Raw genomic sequence first — 18,592 nt, 5'->3', positions numbered from 1 at the left:
AATGCGTTTGGGGAATGCGCGATCGAAGCACCAAGAGGAGAGCTGCGTTGACGGCGACGAGACCGGCACACAAGCCGGCCGCCGCGACAGCACACCCCGCCAGTGCGGTCATGGCCATTACCATCATGTCGAATCAAATCCCTTCTCCTCGTCGAACCCTTACCGCGGAAGGCGTCTGGCTCGGTGGGCCGCCCCGGCTCCAGGGCACGCACTCGAGCTCGCTGTAGAGGAGATCGATCTGCCCGGGTCCCAAAGTGTCACTGCGGAACATCTTGGGCCAGTCGTTCAGCGTGAACGACAGACCGGGCCGCTGCGCGATGAGCCGCAGTTCGACCAGGGTCGCCACCAGCCGGTGCTTGACCAACAGGTGCCGGGTAAACGGGATCCAGGCGCGACGGAACAGGTCAGGATCGCTGACGTGCAGGACCATCGCGAACACACCCATCCCCCGGTAGCGGAACTGCCGATACATGACGTAACAGGAGTCCTGTCCACTGATGAGCACGAGATGCTGTGCCGCGAGCGCACCCGCGTGGTCGTGGTAGATCTCGAGATCCGGCCCGACGAGCGTTTCCTCGATGACGGCCGGGTTTGCGCTGATTCTCGTCCGGCCGGGCAGGGTGGGCCACGGCATGTTCGGAATGAGAACCGCAGCGGTGTCAAGGAACCGGAACCCGTGCCAGGCCAGGATCTCCTGTGGCCCTTCATCGGGCGAGAGGACCGTGAAGTGGTAACCGTCCTGCGCCAGCAGCGCTCTCAGCAGCGAGAGGCTCCTGGAGCGGTAATCGGGCAGTACACACCACGATCCCATGTTGCAGAACCGCTCCACCCGCCCTTCCATCAGCCGTTCGGAATAGAGCGCCAGCAGGGTGCCGACCACACGATGATCGTCCCGGAGCATGAACCCCCGGTTCGGCGCCTCGCCCTTCCACGGCACTGCCGCGCACGACTGTGCCCAGGGGACGCTGTCATTGTGGTTCGCATGCAGGAACTCCGCGACGGCGGCCACGTCGCCATCCGTGATCGGCGTCAGCTCGACGGCCATCGCACACGTCCATGACCGTCTCCGTCCGCACCTGCGGCGGCACCGTACCGGTCAGATACGGTGCCGCCGTCGGAGGCGGGTCTCACAGCGCGCCGATCTCAGCTGGATGCGTTGCGGGGCGGGGCTTGCTGCAGCTCTTCCGCCACCACTGCTGTCCGGCCGGCGGCAGGCTGTCGATCGGATCGTAGAACGGGTACACCCGGTTCAGCGCATCGTCATCCGCTACTTCCAAACCGGTCCGGTAGTTCTTGGTCCAGTACGAGATTCCTCGGGTCCGGTCGTATCGGGAAACCTGATGTACCCATCGTTTACCGACAAAGGGCACATCGCAGACGATTCGGGGAGTCGCGAAGCCGGGCAGGTAGCCCATGATCGACAACTGCAGATCCTGGGCCTCCCACAACGCGGTCCGCCAGTGTTCGGCGTGCGGGATCATGTCGCACATATAGAAGTAGTAGGGAACGATGTTGGCTTCGCCCTGCAACGCGAAACACAGGTCGAGCAGGTCGTCGGCCGTGGCGTTCACCCCGCGCATCAACACCCCCTGGTTACGCACATCCCGCAGCCCCGCGTCCAGTAGCGCCCGCGTGGCGGCGGCAACCAGCGGAGTCACCGACTGCACGTGGTTGATGTGGGTGTGCAGGGCCAGGTTCACCCCGCGGGCTGCGGCCAGGTTCGCCACCCGGGCGACCCCGTCGACGACCTTGGTCTGCAGCCAGTGCTGCGGTAGCGCGGCGAGTGCCTTTGTCGCCAAACGGATATCGCGGATGGTGTCGATCTCCAGCAGCTGCATGACGAACGCCTCCAGCCGTGGCCATGGCACGTTGGCCACATCGCCGCCGGAAACCACCACATCGCGCACCGTCGGTGTGGCGCGGAGATATTCCAGCATCTGCACCTGCCGGTCGGCCGGCTGCAGGGTCAGTCTCGTCTTGATCGTCGTGGGCGTGGAATTGCCGATCAGATCCATCCTCGTGCAGTGCCCGCAATACTGCGGGCACGTCGAGAGCATTTCGGCCAGCACCTTGGTCGGGTATCTGTGGGTCAGCCCCTCCACCACCCACATATCGCTCTCGTGCAGCGAGTCCCGCTCGGCGAATGGATGTGAGCCCCATTCCGGTTCGCGATCGCTGCGCAACGGAAGCATGTACCGCCGGATGGGATCGCTGTAGAAGGCCTCGGTGAGGTCGCGGTGCCCCGCCAAGGTGTCTGGAACCATCGTGTTCAGCATCTGGGGAGGTAGCAGCATCGACATCGTCGCCCGATGCTGCTGATCGTCGGCCAGATCAGCGTAGAACCGGTCCTCGAGCAAATCTCCCACCACCGCGCGCAGTTGTCCGAGGTTCTTCATGGAATGTGCGCGCTGCCACTGCGGATCACCCCACTCCGCCTCACTCACCGTCGCCCAGCCCGGGTAACGTCGCCAGTCCGGCTCGGACAATTCCTTGCGTGCGTAGGTATACGGCTGTTCTGCCACGGCGGTGAAGCCGGACTGCATGGGTGCGGCAAGTGTTGTCATGACGTCATAACCCTTCGTGAGACTTTCGGCTGCTCGGTGCGTTGGATCAATTCGGTGGCGACCCGCCGGCCCGACCTGATCGCCCCTTCCATCAGTCCGAAGAATTCAAGACTGGTCTCGGTACCCGCCCAGTGCACGCGGTCGTGCGGTTGGGTCAGCGTCGGGCCGAGCACTGACCAGTCACCAGGGCCGAACAGGGCGGCATAACATCCCCTGCTGTATTCGTCGGCCAGCCAATCTGTCACCTCGCAACGGCTGGGCTGCGGCAGGTCCGGAAAGAGCCGCCCGACATGGGCGATCGCCGCGTCCTGCTGCTCCGTGTGCGACATGGCGCTGTATTCCGTTGCCACCGCACCGGTGACGAATCCGGTCAGCACACCGGCGGATTCGTCCGGCGGCGAGTCGTCGACGGTGGAGAGCAGCGGCCCGTGGGTGCTCACCGACCAGCCGGACAAGCCGTCCTCGCGCCAGATCGGGGACGGGTAGCTCAGGTGCACCTTGACCGCACAACCGCGGCCGGTGACCGCCGTCGCCCGCGGGACGGGCAGCGCAGGCCGGAAATCGATCTGCTGCGCCAACAGCGGCGGGATGGCGACGACGACCTGGTCGGCCCGGTACGTGGCGGTCATGCGACCCTTTGCCGGGACGCACCGGACCAGAACCTCATCGGCGTTCTGCTCGATCGAAGAGACCGGGCGCCCCAGACGCACGCGCCGGCCCAGCCGCGCGGCCATCGCCTCGCACAGCAGGTGCGCACCGCCGTCGATCCGCCACTGCTGAGCCCCGCCTTCGAAAGCGTTGAGGTAGCGGATGCCGCCACCAGAGCGGAGATAGAACGCCATGTGCAACAACGAGATCAAGGCCGGATCGGCCGCCATCATCTCACCGATGAACAGCGGGAAATAGGTCTGCGCATCCGGGTGCTTGATCTCGTCGGTGAGCCACTGCGCGACGGTCACCCGGTCGAGGGTCTCCGCATCCTGGCTCTCCCACGGTGCGTCGGGCCGCACCTGGTCGACGAGGTCCTCAAGTCGATCGAACAGATCACCGAGAGCGACCGCGTCCAGCGGCGGCACCCGGGCCGGGCTGGTGGTCCGCACCTCCGAGATCAGAAATGTGCTCTCACCGTCCATATCCGTGGACACCAGGCCAAGTCCGTACTGCCCCAACAGGGCAAGGAGTTCGGTGTGCTGCACACCGAGATAGGCGGCGCCGCCGTCGGCGACCACATCGGCGGACACCGGGATGCCGCGCATCCGGCCGCCCACCCGATCCCGTGCTTCCAGTACGGTGACGTCGGCCCCCGCCGCCACCAAGTCGGCCGCGGCGGTCAGCCCTGCCAGCCCCGCGCCGATGACGACGACTCGCGTCCGCCCGTCACTCATGGTGTCACCGCTGCCACTTTTTCCAACAGCCCTGCCGGCGAAGGGTTCTCGATGAATTCGTCGTAGGCCAGCTCGGTGCCGAACTCCCGCGCGATCGCACTCAGCACGCGGGTGGCCAGCAACGAATCCCCGCCGAGTTCGAAGAAGTCGGAATCCGGATCCACCTCCGGGGTGTTGAGCACCCGGCTGAAGATCTTGACGATCTGATTGTCATTCATCGGTCTGCACCTTTTCTCTCGTGGTCCGTGGCGGTCCTTCGTGTTGCCAATCGATCGACTTTTCCGCTGGGCGTATATGCCAGCGCTTCGACGAATTCCACCCGGCTCGGCACGAACTGGCTGGGCAGCCGTTCGCGCAGGTAACGCCTGAGATCGGCTGCGGTGGTGGTCCCGGCCCGAACGACATAAGCCGCCAGGCGTATCTGCCCGAATCGGTCCTCGCCCAGCACGACCGCCCCCGCGACGGCGGGATGTGTGTTCAGCTGAGCCTCCACCTCGGCCGGATGCACGCGCACCCCAAGGACTTTCAACTGTTCGTCGGCGCGGCCCCGTGAATACAACAGGCCGTTCTCACCCCGGGCGACTAGATCACCAGTGTGGAACCACCGAGCCGGTCCCGTTCCATGGTCGGTGACGGGGAACCTGGTCGCGCTGAGGTCCGGAGAGCCGAGGTATCCGGTGGCCAGGGACGGTCCCGACACCAGCAGCTCTCCGTCATCGGTGACGTGATCGCGGACATGGGGCAGTGGGCGGCCGAGTGGCGCCTCGTCGAGGGCCGCGATTTCTGGCTCGGTGCCGGGGCCGGACAGTTGTACCGCGTGGGTGATCATCGTCGTCTCGGTGCATCCGTAGGTGTTGAGCAACCCGACATGCGCGGCGGCAAGCTCTCGCCACTGCCGCAGTCGGGTCGGATCGACCCGTTCGCCGCCGATGACGACCAGCCGGATACCGGCCGGCAGTGCGGCACATTCGTCGTGCAGGTACAACACGAGTTCGTGCCAGAAAGCTGTCGGCAGATCGAGCACCGTCACCTGCTGCTGCGCCAGCATGCGGATGAAGCGCGGAAACGAGCCAGAGTGCGCGTCCTCGTCGAAAACCAGTGTCGCCCCGCTGGTCAGCGCCGGCAGAATCTCCTCAAGACAGGTGTCCCAGCCCAGCGATGCGAACTGCAGCACCCGATCATCGGGGGTGAGCCCGAAGAGCGCACGTAGCGCCCGCACCGTCACGGCCAGCGCGCCCCGCGAGACGACCACCGGCTTCGGCGCACCGGTGGAACCCGAGGTGCACAACACGTATGCCGGATCACCGTGGTGCCACACCGGGATTCCGGCGGAAGTACCCGTCCGCGGATTCGCCGGATCGGCGACCGCCGCAATCAGTCCATCCAGGCCGAGCGCCTCGGCGAGCGCCTGCTTGCGGGCTGCCGGAAGGGCCTCGTCGATGGGGCAGTAGGCCCCGCCGGCATGCAGGATTCCCAGCAGGTGTTCCACCACGGCCGGCGTATGCGACACCAGAGTGCCGATCCGGCTGGACCGGCCCGCCGCACCCAATCCGCAGGCCCGGTAACGCGATGCGGTGCGATGGACGCGCTGTTCGAGTTCTCTGTTGGTGATCGTCGTTGCGCCGGCCACGATGGCGGCCCGGTCCGGCCACGTCCGAACCACGGCGGCGAAGTCTTCCGACACATCCGCGCCGACGGCCCCTGCACCCGAGAAAGTGTTGCGCGACATGGCTTCCAGTCGTTTAGGAGGGGTGGTGATCGGCTCGACCCGGTTATCGGACTTCGTCATGAGGTCAGCATCAGAAAGCGCTCGGCGACGACGAGCAGGAACCCGGCCAGCAGAACCGCGGCGGCGAACGTGAGCGGCCGCAGCCGCTTGCGCTGATCCGGCGCCAGGCTCATTCGCCACGCCTCACGTACTCCCAGCGTGCACACCAACATGACCAGGAAGCCCAACCCCACCGGAGTCCACGGGGTGCTCCACACCTGCAGCCCCGTCGAGGTCGGCGCGGGCGGTGGGGCAGCTTTTCCGCGCGGCGAGTCGAGGGCGTAGACGGACGCATCCGGGTTCGCAACGATCACCTGAACTCCGGGAGCGGCGGCCAGCGCGCGGCGGAACCGCTCTCCCCAATCCTTGGGGTACGCCTGACCGAACACGACGAAAGCCTCCTGGCTGCGCGTGGTGATCAGGTACGTGCTGGGGCCCAGGTCTCGCATCGCCTGCAACACCCCGCCCAGGTTCGCCGGGTCGGCCGGTGCCATGGTGTTCGACCAATGCACCCGTTCCACGTCGCGGTAGCCCAGCGGCATGAAAGGGGTTGAGTCGAGCTCGGGAACAGCGGTGACGTAGAGGAATTTGACGCTGCCCGAGGTCGTCTCGTAGACCGTCCGGACAGCGCTGACCGCGCCGGCCGGAATCTGCTCGAACGCCTCGTTGCCATAGCGGGTGATCAGAAAGGAGAACAACAACACCGGAGCGCACACCGCTGCCAGGCATCGCGTCAGGATCGACGGACGTGCCGCCGGGTGCGGGAAGAACGCCAGCGCAGCGAGCACACACGCGGGCGCCAGGGCGAAAAGGTAAACACGCAGGGCCATTTCGCCGCCGTAGCTCTGCATGACTGCCAGCCCGATCGGCGCGCCGGTCAGCACCAGCAGCACCCGGTCCTCGACCCTGCGCCGCCGGCGCCGGAACAGTCCCCAACCGGCGATCAGGAAGACCAGCACGGTGGTGAACATCCTGGCGTGGACGACGAACTGATGTTCCGGATTGCCGAGGCTGGCCCGGTCGGCGACGCTCGAGGACATCGTCCCGCCGACATCCCCGACACCGCTCATCACCTGGCCGAAGTGCCCTCCCCAATACGCCTGGGTCATGTAGCTGATCCACGCCAAGAGCAGCACACCGAGCAGCACCGGAAGACCCGTCAGAGTGCACCGGCGCATGACGACCAATCCGGTGGCGCTCAGCATCATCGCGAAAGGCGTCAACTGATGGCAGACGGTGGCCGTGGCGAACAGTCCCACCACCACGGCCAGCACCACGACGCGTTCCGCGGGCATCAGCTGGCGCGGAGGCAATTCGCCCGGTGTTGCACCGCCCCATGCCCAGCACCAGAGTTTCGCGCCGCGGCCCAGAATCCGCGAGAGATTCCGTGGCGTGGTGTCGCGCTGACGGAACCACCTGACGAGAAACGTCACGAAGAGCAGGTACAGCAACAATGTGCAGCCCTGAGGCGAGAAGTAGTCCTGCCCCACCCAGTTGAGCAGGACGAAGAACATCGCCGCGAGCCACTTCGCTTGCCAGGACATCCTGAACGTGCTCATCAGCAGTCCGAGTGCGAGCAGGTAGAGCAGATTGCTCACCACCGGGGCCACGGTGAGAACGTCGCGCAACGCTTCCAGCTTGCCCGACCCGGCCCAGAATGCGGCGAGTCCGAAGAATCCCGGCCAGGACCACCTGCAGTCCAGGGCCGGTGCCGTGGTCCCGGTGCGGCCGATGAACTCCACGAAACCGGCGTGCACCCAACTGATCGCGAAGCGTGGCTCGGACTCCAGAAAAGTCGCGATGCCGTGCAGCATGAGGGTCAGCAGCACCAGTTGCGCGGTGAGCAGCCAAACACATTGGTGGGGAAGCGAAATTGTTCCGACGAAGGCAACAGCCAGAAGGCCCAAGCCGATCAAGGTGGGCACCGGTAGCACCGAGATCAGCCCGAGGCCATTCAGGGCCGAGAGATCAGTATTGCGTAGTTCGCTGAGATACAACGTGATTGCCACGAACGTCAACCCGCACAGCATGGCCACGCGCACGTGCTGACCACCGTCCGGCCAAGACGTCCCGTGCCGGTCGGCTTCTCCGTCTCCGGTGAGCCGTTGCCGCGGAGGTGGGAACACCACCTCACGCTCTCCCGCGTAACTCAAGGCAGACATGGCTGCTCCTGATGCGTGGGCACCGGCGAGGCAGAGCGCCGGCGCCAACCGAGCAGGCGTCCGAGATCTGGAAGTACGAACAACATCACGACGAGCTGACCGAGCAGTACTGCGACGCCTACCGCGGTCAGCCTCGGGTCACCGAAGTGCTGGAAAGCCTGTTGGTAGTGCTGTAGGACGAGCACCAGCCCCAGCACCGACACGGCCCGCAGACACTGCACCCCGATGATCCGCCCCCGCATGGATCGGGCTCGTAGCGTGCCGAGGTAGATGTCCACCACCGCGCTGGGCAAGCTGGCGAATGCCAGTAACTGAAGGAGCGGGACGGCGTCGAGGTAACCGTGGCGCAGCAGCCCCAACGTGTGCGGTGCCGCAAGGCCGATCACCACAACTCCCAGGCAGAGCAGACTCAGAACACGTCCGAGCGCCGCGCGGCAATAGCCGGCCAGCCGCGCCGGGTCGTGTACCGCTTCGACCACCATGGGCACCGCCATGTTGACGGCTACCAGATTCATCATGCTGGCCACCGCCCATGCCAAGAAGAAGTACGCATAGGTCTGGGGCGAAACCCGTGTCGCCACAAGCACCGGAACGACGAACATCGTTCCGTACAGGAACAGCGCGCCGAGGTAGTCGGCGGCGAAGAATCGGCCGATCTCGGCACCCGTCAACGTGGCCTCGTGCGTCGATGTGCGTACATGCCGCGGGAGGAGGTGGACGAAGATGAGCAAGTTCACGGGGAACAGCACGACGATCATGGGGATGATCCAGGAGAAGAAGAGTCCGGAATGGGGCATGGACCGGGCCAGCACCAGCAGCAGGATGATCTTGGCGACGGCGAACGCGGCGTTCCAGACAGGCACCCAGACTGCTGCCCGCAAACCCGTCAATACGCTGTCCTGCACCGTGACCACGCTTGCCGCGACGGCGGCGACAACGAACCACATCCGCGTCTGTGGTTCGCGGATGAGGTCGTACGCAGGTCCGCCGAACCAGTGCAGCGCGACCAGGAGCGCGACGGCGAGCACGGCAATGATCGCGGACGTGACGAGATAGGTGAACGCGACGACGGCGCCCGTCCGCTTACCGGTGTTCGGGATGAAGCGGTTCAGCGTGCCTGCGAAGTTGACCGACACCAGACCGGTCAGCAGCATCAGTGCCGAGATGGCGGCCGATCCGCGACCGACGTCGGCGTCGTTGTAGTGGCGCGCCGCCAGAACCCAGTAAGCCAGACCGAGCGCGCCGGAGATCCCGGTGTTGAGGACCAGGGCGTAGGCGTTGCGCAGGAAGGGCCGGTCCCCCAGACCCAGGCGTCGGCTGTCGGACGTTGTGAGGGTGACGATGTCGTCCCCTGCATCGGCTGTGGCGATGGACTCAGACATCGCCCAGCACCCGCTTTCCGATATGCCGCGCGCCGCGGACCGACGCCCATCCGGCCGTGAGCAGACGGTCACGCCAGAAGATCCGATCGTCGGCCCGCGCCATGACGGCGCCGAAGACGTCGCTGTCGGTGCTGCGCCGGATGGTGAGCCGGGGAATCATGAACGGGTCGTCGAATCGGGTCGCGCGGACGTTGCGTACCGCCGCCGCGCAACGGTAGCCACCGGCGCGAGCGATGCGCCGCACCCGGGGATTCGAATAGCCGAAGGGGTAGGCGAGTGCTGTCACCGGTGCACCGATCCAATCCTCGAGCAATGCCCGGCTGTCCCCGAGTTCGCGGCGAAGACTGCCGTCCGAAAGCAGATCCAGCTTCGGGTGGCTGTGCGAGTGGGCCCCGATCTCGATGCCGTTGGCCGCGAGCTCTCGGATCTGGGCCCGGGTCAGCATCCGGTCCAGCGACCCGGGTGCGGCGTCCGGTCCGGCGTCCGCCATCCACCCAGTGGTGACGAAGACCGTCGCCGGAAAGTCATGGCGCCGAAGGATCGGCCACGCCGCGGCGGCGAAGTCTGCATACCCGTCGTCGAAGGTGAGCACCACTGGCCGCTCGGGCAGCGCCCGGCCGGTGGCGAACGCGTCGGCCAGATCCGAGAACGTCAGACCGGTGAAGCCGTGCTCAGCGAGGTGAGTGACCTGTTCTTCGAACGAGTCGGGTGAGACCGACAGGCGTCGCGTCGCAGCCGGCGGTTGCTCGGCGACGGCGTGGTACATCAGGATCGGAATCGACTCTGTCATCGGGTGCCGTCCGCCACGTGTCCCCGGCGAATCGGCGCGCCACCGCGGGCGTAGCCAGCGGCCGCCGCCAGTAACCCCACCGAGATGGCATAAGAGCGCTCGATACCGGAGCGATCGCCACGCAGCGTCTCGCCGAGGCCGCGAACCAGGCCGCGCGTCAAGGTGTGCGCGGTGTAACTGCGCTCAGCCGAGAGTCCGTCGGAAGCACCCACACTGCGCGTCACCTCGGCTTTGGACAACCCCTCCGCGAAGCACCGAGAACGGAAGTAGCCGAACCGTTCTCGCTCAGGCCCAACCCGGTGCCAGATCATCGCCCGCGGTTCGAACACATAGGTCCAGTCCGGGCGATGCTGACTCACGCGGATGCAGAACTCCGTCTCCTCGCAGCCCAATGGACGCCGCTGCGTCGATGTTCTGCCGATGTGACTCGGGAACCCCCCCGCCACCGCGAACACCTCGCGCCGGAAGGATGCATTGCCGCCCAGAAGATTTCGGACCGGCCCGGGGTCGCGCCCCGCGAACGTGCAGCCGAGGACCCAGTCGAATTCCTCCGGGAACCATCGCGGCCGCGCGGAAGTCCACAGCGGAAGAGTGGTGCCTCCCACACCCACGATGCTCTCGTCGGTGTAGGCATCGCATAGGTGTCCCAACCAGTCGGGGTGTGCAACCGCATCGTCGTCCAGGAAGGCCACCAGATCGCCGGTGGTGACTTCCACACCGGTGTCCTTGCCGCCGGACAGACCGCGCTTGTGCCTGTTCTCGACCACCGTCACCTCGGGTAGCGCCGCACGCAATACGACGAACAGATCGGGATTGTGGTCGACGACGACCACAATCTCGTCCGCCGCCCGTCGCTGGCCGCGAACCGACCCGACAGCGGCGAGGGTATCCTCCAGCCGGTCATTCGTGTACGCACAGATCACCACGCTCACCGTGGGGCACTCGGTGGTCATTTCTCACCCGCTCCGGTGTTCAGCCCGACGGGCATTGCCGATACTCGCCCCCGCCGGTGCAGACCATGGTCCGCGGCGGGCAGCGGGCACAACCGCAGCAGGGCGGCGACCAACCCCACGGCGATGACGCCCCCGGTGGGCGACCAGGCTTCGGCCGACAGCATGGATTGCTCGACCAGGACGTTCACGGCGATGGCCCCCGCGGCGCCGACGATCAGTGCGACAGCCGTACCGGCACTGGGCAACAGTCGGGCGATCGCAAATGCGGGAGCTCCCATGGCGAAAGCCACCACCAGTGCACGGCCGCGTAGTCCTAACGATTCGGTGACGCCGAATGCGACCACCAATCCGCATAGTGCCGTTACGATTCCGGCAGCCAGCCTTGTCTGCCAAGTGGATTCCGGCAGCGCCGGCGTGGTCCTGCGGAACTTTTCTGCAGCTTTGGTGTGATTCTTGATCGGCACGACAACCCCTTATGCGCCGGCTGCGGCAGGGACCGGGGTGAGGACACTGCGCAACCAGTCGACCGTGCGCTCGATTCCCGTGGAGACGTCGACGGCAGCCTTCCACCCCAGTTCCCGTTCTGCCCTGGCGGTGTCCAGTGCGATCGCCTGCAACTCCCCGGTGCGGGCGGCGGCATACTCGGGCATCGCATCGCTGCCGAGCACGGCAGCGATGCGTCGATGCACATCTGCAACTGTTGTCTGCCTGCCGGTTCCGATGTTGTAGGTACCCACGGGCGTCAGGCAGGCGGTGCCGGCCCGGACGAACGCATCCACCACATCGTCGACATAGATGTAGTCGCGGGCGGCAGAGCCGTCACCGTACACGGTGACCTGGCGGCCGTTGATCAGTGCGTTTCCGAAGATCGCGATCACGCCGGCCTCGCCGTGTGGATTCTGGCGCGGCCCATAGACATTCGCCAGAGCCAGGCAGATCGTCGTGATCCCGTACATTCCGGCATATGCCCGCAGGTACAGTTCCCCTGCCAATTTCGCCACTGCATAGGGTGACAACGGATCCAGGGGCGCACTTTCGTCCACCGGCAGCCGCTGCGGTGTTCCGTACCGCGAACCGCCCGAGGCCGCATAGACAATTCTGGGGACACCGTTCCGGCGGGCGGCCTCGCAGAGATTGATGGTGCCGAGCACATTACTTCGCGCATCGAACTGCGGGTCGGACACCGATGCCCGGAGATCCACCTGCGCAGCAAGGTGAAAGATGACGTCCGGATGTGTGCCTGCGACGATGTCGGTCAGCTCGGGTGCCTGGATGTCGGCCTCGATGAAGCTGAATCGCCGCGTCCCGGCAGTATTGCAGCGCCGAGCGTGCGTGAGGTTGGCGACGACACCCGTGCTGAGATTGTCGACTCCGACCACTTGATGGCCTTCGCCGAGAAGTCGGTCGACAAGGGTCGATCCTATGAAACCGGCGGCGCCGGTGACGAGAGCTCGCATTACCAGTCAACTCCTCTTCGACGTTGCGTTGAACCCGCAGCGGGGTGTGTTCGGCCCGTTCATGTCCGGTCCAGGGCAGGAGAGCGTGACAGCCGAGGAGCGTTGCCGCCCGGCATCATTCGCGTCGCGAACCGCAGTGGACCGAACTGGGAGTCCTCCAGGACGGTCCGAAGCACTCTGAACCCGTCGCGGATCGCGTGCAGATTCGACTTCCCCGATCTGCGCGGCATTTCCAGACTTGGCACCTCCGCTATCCGCAGACCGGCCTTCATCGCATGGACCACCATCTCGGCTTCGATCTCGAAGCCCGTCGCCGACAGGCCGAGGTGCTCCAGGTAGCGGCGGTGGAAGGCGCAGAACCCGTAGCACAGGTCCGTGAGATCGGCCTCGTACCGGGAATTGAAGACTGCCAGCAGAAATCGGTTGCCGAGCCGGCGCAGCCGCGTGATGTCCAGCGACCCACCCCCACAGATGAATCGCGAACCTTTCACGAAGTCGAAGCCATTGGCCAGGAAATGCAGATAGTGCCGGATTTCCTGGGGCGCCATACTTCCGTCGGCATCCATCATCACGATGATGTCGCCCGTCGCGGCCAGGAAGCCCGTGCGCAGCGCACTGCCCTTGCCCACACCTACCTGGGGTACCACCCTGATATCCGGGCGGTAACTCAGTGCGGTGACCAGTGTGACATCGGTCGAGTTGCCGTCGACCAGGATGATCTCGGTCACCTCGCCGGCAACCTGTTCTAGTACCCAGGCGATGTTGCGGGCCTCGTTGCGCGCCGGGATCACCAAGCTGACGGTGGGTGTCTTGGCGGCCGACGCCCCCGCGGTTCGTCTGGTCCGAGATCCGGCAGGCGCCGGGCTCCTGGCATGAACGCGGGTGATCTCATTCGGCAATTGCGTCGCCACCCCATTGGTTGAGTTTCCGTTGGTGGAGGAGATATCGGTCATGTGCGGACTCCAAATCTGTGCGGCTGATGGTGGGCAATCAGGTCGAGAATCATTCGACCGTGACGGATTTGGCGAGATTGCGTGGTTTGTCCACATCGCAACCCAGGGCCAACGCGAGGGTCCTTGCGAAGATCTGAAGCGGAGCGGTTGCCGCGAGGGGACCCCAAGGCAAGTCTGGACCGTCCAGGACGGGTAGCGCACTCCCGGCCGGCCCGATGTCGATCACACGCCCGCCCCGAGCCCGCACCTCGGCCACGTTGGCGGCCAGGCCGCATTCCGAGTTGGCGACCACGACCACCGGGGTTCCGTCGGTCACGAGGGCCAGCGGACCGTGCTTCAATTCGCCTGCGGCGCAATGCTCGGCCCACCGATATGTGAGCTCCTTGAGCTTGAGTGCACCTTCGGCGGCATAGGGAATCCCGGTACCACGCGCGATGAAGATGAAACCGCTCTCCGCGGTGAGTTGTTCGGCGATCGGTGGCACCAGGCATTTGGCCACCGTGGCTGCCAGTGCCAGCCGTTCCGGCATCCGGCGGAGTTGGTCGGCAAGTCCGGTGGCAACGTCGGCCGAAATCCGCTCAGAGGCCACCAGGGCCGAGATCATCAGCGCTGCACCAGCGACGATCTGGCAGACGAAGGTCTTTGTAGCGGCGACCCCGATCTCTGTCCCGGCCGCGCACATCACCGCGGCATCGGCGCGGCGGACCAGGGTCGAATGCGGGTTGTTGGTCAGGGCCAGTAATGACACATTCTCTGCACCGATCGAATTGACCGCGTGTAGAACGTCTGCCGTTTCGCCCGACTGGCTGATCGCCAGGCGAAGCGTGCCGGGGCCGGCGGGGAGCTCTGCGGCGGCTTCGCTGGCGACGCTGACATGCACGGGCACGCCGCCGAGCCGGTGCGCCATCGTCGCGATCACCCGGCCGGCATTCAGGGATGTGCCACATCCGATGATCTCCAGACAGCCGAATGGAGGCAAGCCGAGATCGGACCACAGACCTGCCGTGGCCATGCCGTCACCCAACCGATCAAGCAGCCGGGCAACCGCTTCCGGCTGCTCGTCGATCTCCTTCGCCATGAAATCCGAGTAGCCGTTCAGCGTCGTGTCGCTCGGATGCCCGGTGTAGCGGGCGACAATCGGCGTCCGCGCAGCGGACCCGCGGTGGCTCCACCGGTTCGACCCGTTGAGTTCGACGACATCGCCGTCCTCGAGAACCCGGAACTCGTCGGCCCAGTCGGCGACCGCGGTGACATCGCTGGTCGCAAAGTCACCGTGCCCGGTGCGTGCGATGACCAACGGGGAGTCTTGGGCGGCAACCACTATCGTCCCGCGGCGCTGATCCAGAACAGCCAGTCCCCAGGATCCGTGGACATGCGCGAGCGCAGCCCGAACGGCCTCGAACAGGTCCCCGCAGTGCCGCCGGTGCTCCTCGATCAGGTGGACCAGGACCTCACTGTCCACGGCGGTGGCGAAGACATGACCGGCTGCCGTCAGGACGTCCCGAAGCTGCTCTGCGTTGGTGATGATGCCGTTGTGCACCAAGCTGAGTTGGCCGCTGCAATCCGAATGAGGATGCGCATTCGCCTCGGTCACTGCGCCATGGGTTGCCCACCTGGTGTGGCCCACACCCACCGATCCGAAGGCGGGGCCGGCCCACTGGCGTAGCCGCCGGTCCAGGACACCGACGCGGCCTACTGCACGTACTGTCGCGATGTCGCCGGCAACGGTCGTTGCGGCAATTCCGGCCGAGTCGTAGCCGCGGTACTCCAGACGATGCAGAGCGGCGAGAAGATAGTCGACCACCGGGCCGTCCGTCCGGCATGCGATGACCCCGCACATCACTGCCCCCGACCCAGAGTACCGGCAGGACCGGCGTGGTGTGCCTTGTGCGGCCACATGTTTGGCGAATGCCGGCGCTTAGCTGAACCCTGAATCACGAGCCAACTATCGGGCAATTCGGAGCTGACCGTATATAGGTCATCGGAGCCAAATTGGGACCGGACCCGGTCTAGTCCCTTTGGTCGGGCTCCTTGATGGCGAATGAATGGAGCCGGGTGACCGCCTCGGCGCGGGTATTGACTCCGAGCTTGCCCAGCAGGCTGTGCACGTGGCTCTTCACGGTATGCACTGCGATACAGAGGTGCTCGGCGATCTCACGATTGGAAAGGCCCATCTCCAGCATCCGAAGGATCTGCGCCTCCCGCCCGGTGAGAGCTAGTCCGTGGTCCATCGGCTTGCGCTCGGCGGCCAGCGCCGACAGCCTCCGAAGCAAGATTGCTGACACCCGGGACGAGCACAGCGCGCCACCGTCAGCGATCCTGCACAGCAGCGTGAGCAGGTCGTCGAGCGACTCGGATCGCAGGTGGTAACCGGCGGCGCCCGCCTCGGCGCACGCAACGATGCCCTGCTCATCATCCTCCGACATCCCCAGCACAACCACCTTGGTGGTCGGGCAGATGTCGGATGCCACTCGCAGCAACATGGCGCTGTCGCGCGCATCGAAGTCGATCAGGACCGCAGCCGGCGAGCTGTCGCTCAGCGCGGCGATCAGCGACGGCAGGTCCCTTGCCACGCTGGGTGCCGGCAATTCGTTCGCCACCAATGTCGCAGTCAGGGTCTCGCAGTGCAGAATACAGTCGTCGACGATCAACAGGCTCATATCGCGAGGTGGCCGATCCCGGTCGGCCGCCCGGCTCGGAAGCAGCGTCAAATCGACCCGACCGTCCGACTTCCATTGGTGAGCAACGTCATTCGATCCGGACGATGCGTCACGGCGGCTGTCATGAGGACTTGCTTGAGACTGCACACGATTGGCGATGCACTCAGCCATGACCACACCTCCCCGTGCACACCCACCCCAGTGTGAGCGAGCGGCGGCACTATGTCACGAGTCTTGCGAGATCAATTTACGCCTCGCAGAATTTGCCAGAACGCTACGAGTCGTTGCAACTACCGACCAGCTACGAACGACAGCGACTCGCACCCAGGCGGTCACTGTCGGCCACCTGCGCGAAACATCAGCTCCCAACAGGAGATATCAGACGCTTCGCGGCCTCGAAGCAAACGTCGGCGACGCAGTCGACCAAAGCCATCAGCAATTGGCACAGTTGTACGAACGTGACCAAATTTTGCCAAAATCTCACACCTGCGCGCGAACGAATGTCCGCCTCGGTGCGCTGACGTCAGATGTCGACCGGCATGCCCCGCTTGATGAATCTGAAGACGTTGACGGACAACGCCTTTGACGATCAGCCTGGGCGGGCACGAAGCATCCCAGCTCGATCAAACCCGCCGCGCCGCGTCGCTGCCGCCGGACGGCCTGGAGTGCTCATGCGGTGACACCGGGGCCGGACCCGCGGCCCCGGGTGCGGGTGCGGGTGCGGCGCCGTGCGACGGCGCCGCAGCGCGGGAGTCCAGCTGCGACTGCCGTTCGTCCTGCTGATGCTGACGCTGGTCCTGCTCGCTCTGGCGCTGATTCTGCTCCGTCTCGCGCTGGTCCTGTTCGAACTGCCGCTGGTCCTGCTGCTGCTGACGGTCATCCGGGCGACCTTGGTCGGTGGGAATCTGCCCGGCCAGCTGCGATCCCATCTGCCCGAGCTGACCGAGCTGACCCAGACCGCCCGCGCCGCCGCCGGACCCCGAGCCCGAGCCACCGCCCTGGCCGGCGCTGCCCATGGCCTGCTGCATCATCGAGCCGAAGCTGCCGGTCTGGCCCCCCAGACTGCTCATCGCCTGCATCGGGGCCTGCGCCATCTGTCCGACCTGGCCCAGCATCTGGCCCATCTGACCGACCGATTGGCCTCCCGACTCGTCGGCGTTCTGATACGCCGACTGCGCCGCGCCCACCTTGCCGGAGAACGTGTTCTCCTTGGTCGACAGCGCCGTCACGTCGGCAGTCAAGGACGCTTCCAGCATCGGAAGCACCGAAGCGATGGTCATACTCATCGCGTCGGCACCGGGCGGAATCACCGGCATCGGGGGAAGCTCGACCGAGGCGGCGTCCCAGGTGAGCCCTTCGGGCTTCTCCAGCGGGCTGTTCATCGGCGTTCACCATTCGTCGTCATCGACATCGTCCTCCCCGTAGTCCAGTGAAGGCGGCAGTGCCAGACCTTGTTTCGTGCCGCCACCCGCTGCTCCCCGCTGGCCCATCATCCCGCCGCCCATACCGCCCATACCGCTGCCGCCACCGGCCGCGACGGGAGCCACGCCACCGACCATCGCTCCGGCCGCGGCCTCGGCGGGTGCCACCGCGACGGGCAGGGTCTTGCCCACAAGGCTGGCCATCAACGGCGTCTGCGCAGATCCACCGCCGCCACCTCCCGGCAACCCCGCGGCCCGCACCATGCCCGCCCCGCCGCCCGCTCCGGAACCACCGGCCAGCGGATGGTTGGAGAAGGCCGAGAACGGTGAGGGCCCCATCCCGGCGCCCGAGGGCGAGCCACCCTTGCCGAGCATCGAGGTGAGCTGCTGCAGCGGCTGCGTCAACTGTTGCAGCGGCTGCATCATCTGCTGGGGCGCCTGGCCGAGCGCCTGCCCGAGCTGTTGCGGCAACTGGGTGAGCATGGATCCCATCTGGCTGAGCATCTGCATCGCCTGCTGCGGATCCTGGCCCGCCAGCTGCTGCGCCCCCACCTCCGGCGGACCTGAGGCAGGAACCTGCGGCGGAGCCCCGACAGTGTTGGCGAGTTCGGTGGCATTGCCGGTCACCGTCGCCGTGTTCTGCGACAACCCGAGCTTGATCCGCGCCTGCACCAGCTCCTGGGCGTTGCTGTACGGCATGGACTGCAGGGCCATGCACTCGGCGTTCGTCTCTTCGGCCATGGTGTTCACCAGCGTCTTGGTGGCCACGACGGCGGCCTGCATGCTGCGTAACTTCGCGCCGATGGCGGCGGCCTGGGCGCCGTTGGATTCATGGCCGCCGATGATCGTGGTCGCCTCGCCTGCCGCGGCGATCGCCGAACCGCCCTGCCACACGTCGGCCAGCTTCATCAGCTGACCTTGTTGCTGCGGCACCACGGTCCCGGAGATCTTTGCGGCCAGCGCCTCATACTGCGCGGCGGCAGCACCGAGCGCATCCTCATCGACGTTCGGCCAGCCCGGTCCGGTCACCGTCTGTGAACCGAACGGACTGATATCGGGCTGTATGCCCATGCCAAGGCCCCCCTCGAGCACAAATG

At 65.9% G+C, this 18,592-nt stretch carries 16 protein-coding genes; all 16 read right to left on the bottom strand.

Features of this window, described 5'->3' with window-relative positions:
• Positions 1-133: 133 nt before the first annotated feature.
• The 16 genes from AC1DY7_RS15465 to AC1DY7_RS15390 all read right to left on the bottom strand — a co-directional run bounded on the left by AC1DY7_RS15465 (position 134) and on the right by AC1DY7_RS15390 (position 18,566).
• The gene (locus tag AC1DY7_RS15465) at positions 134-1,045 is read right to left on the bottom strand and encodes a hypothetical protein (RefSeq protein ID WP_477494587.1); all 912 of its coding nucleotides are present in this window, start codon (positions 1,043-1,045) and stop codon (positions 134-136) included.
• An 82-nt stretch (positions 1,046-1,127) separates the two neighbouring features.
• Positions 1,128-2,564, bottom strand: a complete 1,437-nt coding sequence (locus AC1DY7_RS15460; RefSeq protein WP_477494586.1) for a KamA family radical SAM protein — start codon at positions 2,562-2,564, stop codon at positions 1,128-1,130.
• Positions 2,561-3,949 carry a flavin monoamine oxidase family protein gene (locus AC1DY7_RS15455; RefSeq protein ID WP_477494585.1) on the bottom strand — a complete coding sequence of 463 codons (1,389 nt, stop codon included), beginning with the start codon at positions 3,947-3,949 and terminating at the stop codon, positions 2,561-2,563. The genes AC1DY7_RS15460 and AC1DY7_RS15455 overlap by 4 nt, the downstream gene beginning before the upstream one ends.
• Positions 3,946-4,167 carry an acyl carrier protein gene (locus AC1DY7_RS15450; protein ID WP_477494584.1) on the bottom strand — a complete coding sequence of 74 codons (222 nt, stop codon included), beginning with the start codon at positions 4,165-4,167 and terminating at the stop codon, positions 3,946-3,948. Before AC1DY7_RS15450 ends, AC1DY7_RS15455 begins: the two co-directional genes overlap by 4 nt.
• A complete protein-coding gene (locus AC1DY7_RS15445; protein ID WP_477494583.1) occupies positions 4,164-5,738 on the bottom strand; it encodes an amino acid adenylation domain-containing protein in 1,575 nt (524 codons plus the stop codon). Before AC1DY7_RS15445 ends, AC1DY7_RS15450 begins: the two co-directional genes overlap by 4 nt.
• Positions 5,735-7,879 (bottom strand): hypothetical protein, encoded by a 2,145-nt coding sequence (locus tag AC1DY7_RS15440; RefSeq protein ID WP_477494582.1) that lies wholly within the window; start codon positions 7,877-7,879, stop codon positions 5,735-5,737. The genes AC1DY7_RS15445 and AC1DY7_RS15440 overlap by 4 nt, the downstream gene beginning before the upstream one ends.
• A complete protein-coding gene (locus AC1DY7_RS15435; protein ID WP_477494581.1) occupies positions 7,867-9,261 on the bottom strand; it encodes a lipopolysaccharide biosynthesis protein in 1,395 nt (464 codons plus the stop codon). The genes AC1DY7_RS15440 and AC1DY7_RS15435 overlap by 13 nt, the downstream gene beginning before the upstream one ends.
• Entirely contained in the window at positions 9,254-10,051 is a 798-nt protein-coding gene (locus AC1DY7_RS15430) for a polysaccharide deacetylase family protein (RefSeq protein ID WP_477494580.1), read from the bottom strand. Before AC1DY7_RS15430 ends, AC1DY7_RS15435 begins: the two co-directional genes overlap by 8 nt.
• On the bottom strand, positions 10,048-11,004 hold the full coding sequence (locus tag AC1DY7_RS15425) for a glycosyltransferase family 2 protein (protein WP_477494579.1): 957 nt from the start codon (positions 11,002-11,004) through the stop codon (positions 10,048-10,050). Before AC1DY7_RS15425 ends, AC1DY7_RS15430 begins: the two co-directional genes overlap by 4 nt.
• On the bottom strand, positions 11,001-11,348 hold the full coding sequence (locus AC1DY7_RS15420) for a hypothetical protein (RefSeq protein ID WP_477494578.1): 348 nt from the start codon (positions 11,346-11,348) through the stop codon (positions 11,001-11,003). Before AC1DY7_RS15420 ends, AC1DY7_RS15425 begins: the two co-directional genes overlap by 4 nt.
• A 129-nt stretch (positions 11,349-11,477) precedes the next feature.
• Complete coding sequence (locus AC1DY7_RS15415; RefSeq protein ID WP_477494577.1) at positions 11,478-12,461, bottom strand: NAD-dependent epimerase/dehydratase family protein; 984 nt, start codon at positions 12,459-12,461, stop codon at positions 11,478-11,480.
• 59 nt (positions 12,462-12,520) lie between these two features.
• On the bottom strand, positions 12,521-13,414 hold the full coding sequence (locus AC1DY7_RS15410; RefSeq protein WP_477494576.1) for a glycosyltransferase family 2 protein: 894 nt from the start codon (positions 13,412-13,414) through the stop codon (positions 12,521-12,523).
• Positions 13,415-13,463: 49 nt separating this feature from the next.
• Positions 13,464-15,254 carry a glutamine--fructose-6-phosphate transaminase (isomerizing) gene (gene glmS, locus AC1DY7_RS15405; protein ID WP_477494575.1) on the bottom strand — a complete coding sequence of 597 codons (1,791 nt, stop codon included), beginning with the start codon at positions 15,252-15,254 and terminating at the stop codon, positions 13,464-13,466.
• Positions 15,255-15,423: 169 nt separating this feature from the next.
• A complete protein-coding gene (locus tag AC1DY7_RS15400; RefSeq protein ID WP_477494574.1) occupies positions 15,424-16,245 on the bottom strand; it encodes a response regulator transcription factor in 822 nt (273 codons plus the stop codon).
• 452 nt (positions 16,246-16,697) lie between these two features.
• Positions 16,698-17,456 (bottom strand): hypothetical protein, encoded by a 759-nt coding sequence (locus AC1DY7_RS15395; RefSeq protein WP_477494573.1) that lies wholly within the window; start codon positions 17,454-17,456, stop codon positions 16,698-16,700.
• A gap of 6 nt (positions 17,457-17,462) precedes the next feature.
• Positions 17,463-18,566: a hypothetical protein gene (locus AC1DY7_RS15390; RefSeq protein ID WP_477494572.1), complete on the bottom strand. Its 1,104-nt coding sequence runs from the start codon at positions 18,564-18,566 to the stop codon at positions 17,463-17,465.
• Between the last annotated feature and the right edge of the window lie 26 nt (positions 18,567-18,592).

The sequence above is a fragment of the Mycobacterium sp. P2_H7 genome (genome assembly GCF_056403275.1).
Note: the sequence above shows the minus strand (reverse complement) of the source record. Positions and strands in the feature narration are given on the sequence as shown.

Excerpts from the sequence above, each read along its gene's own strand:
- AC1DY7_RS15465 (WP_477494587.1), bottom strand. The coding sequence starts at position 1,045 with ATGGCCGTCGAGCTGACGCCGATCACGGATGGCGACGTGGCCGCCGTC.
- AC1DY7_RS15440 (WP_477494582.1), bottom strand. The coding sequence starts at position 7,879 with ATGTCTGCCTTGAGTTACGCGGGAGAGCGTGAGGTGGTGTTCCCACCT.
- AC1DY7_RS15445 (WP_477494583.1), bottom strand. The coding sequence starts at position 5,738 with ATGACGAAGTCCGATAACCGGGTCGAGCCGATCACCACCCCTCCTAAA.
- AC1DY7_RS15400 (WP_477494574.1), bottom strand. The coding sequence starts at position 16,245 with ATGGCTGAGTGCATCGCCAATCGTGTGCAGTCTCAAGCAAGTCCTCAT.
- AC1DY7_RS15430 (WP_477494580.1), bottom strand. The coding sequence starts at position 10,051 with ATGACAGAGTCGATTCCGATCCTGATGTACCACGCCGTCGCCGAGCAA.
- AC1DY7_RS15450 (WP_477494584.1), bottom strand. The coding sequence starts at position 4,167 with ATGAATGACAATCAGATCGTCAAGATCTTCAGCCGGGTGCTCAACACC.
- AC1DY7_RS15390 (WP_477494572.1), bottom strand. The coding sequence starts at position 18,566 with ATGGGCATACAGCCCGATATCAGTCCGTTCGGTTCACAGACGGTGACC.
- AC1DY7_RS15460 (WP_477494586.1), bottom strand. The coding sequence starts at position 2,564 with ATGACAACACTTGCCGCACCCATGCAGTCCGGCTTCACCGCCGTGGCA.
- AC1DY7_RS15415 (WP_477494577.1), bottom strand. The coding sequence starts at position 12,461 with ATGCGAGCTCTCGTCACCGGCGCCGCCGGTTTCATAGGATCGACCCTT.
- AC1DY7_RS15455 (WP_477494585.1), bottom strand. The coding sequence starts at position 3,949 with ATGAGTGACGGGCGGACGCGAGTCGTCGTCATCGGCGCGGGGCTGGCA.
- AC1DY7_RS15425 (WP_477494579.1), bottom strand. The coding sequence starts at position 11,004 with ATGACCACCGAGTGCCCCACGGTGAGCGTGGTGATCTGTGCGTACACG.
- AC1DY7_RS15410 (WP_477494576.1), bottom strand. The coding sequence starts at position 13,414 with ATGACCGATATCTCCTCCACCAACGGAAACTCAACCAATGGGGTGGCG.
- AC1DY7_RS15395 (WP_477494573.1), bottom strand. The coding sequence starts at position 17,456 with ATGAACAGCCCGCTGGAGAAGCCCGAAGGGCTCACCTGGGACGCCGCC.
- AC1DY7_RS15435 (WP_477494581.1), bottom strand. The coding sequence starts at position 9,261 with ATGTCTGAGTCCATCGCCACAGCCGATGCAGGGGACGACATCGTCACC.
- glmS (WP_477494575.1), bottom strand. The coding sequence starts at position 15,254 with ATGTGCGGGGTCATCGCATGCCGGACGGACGGCCCGGTGGTCGACTAT.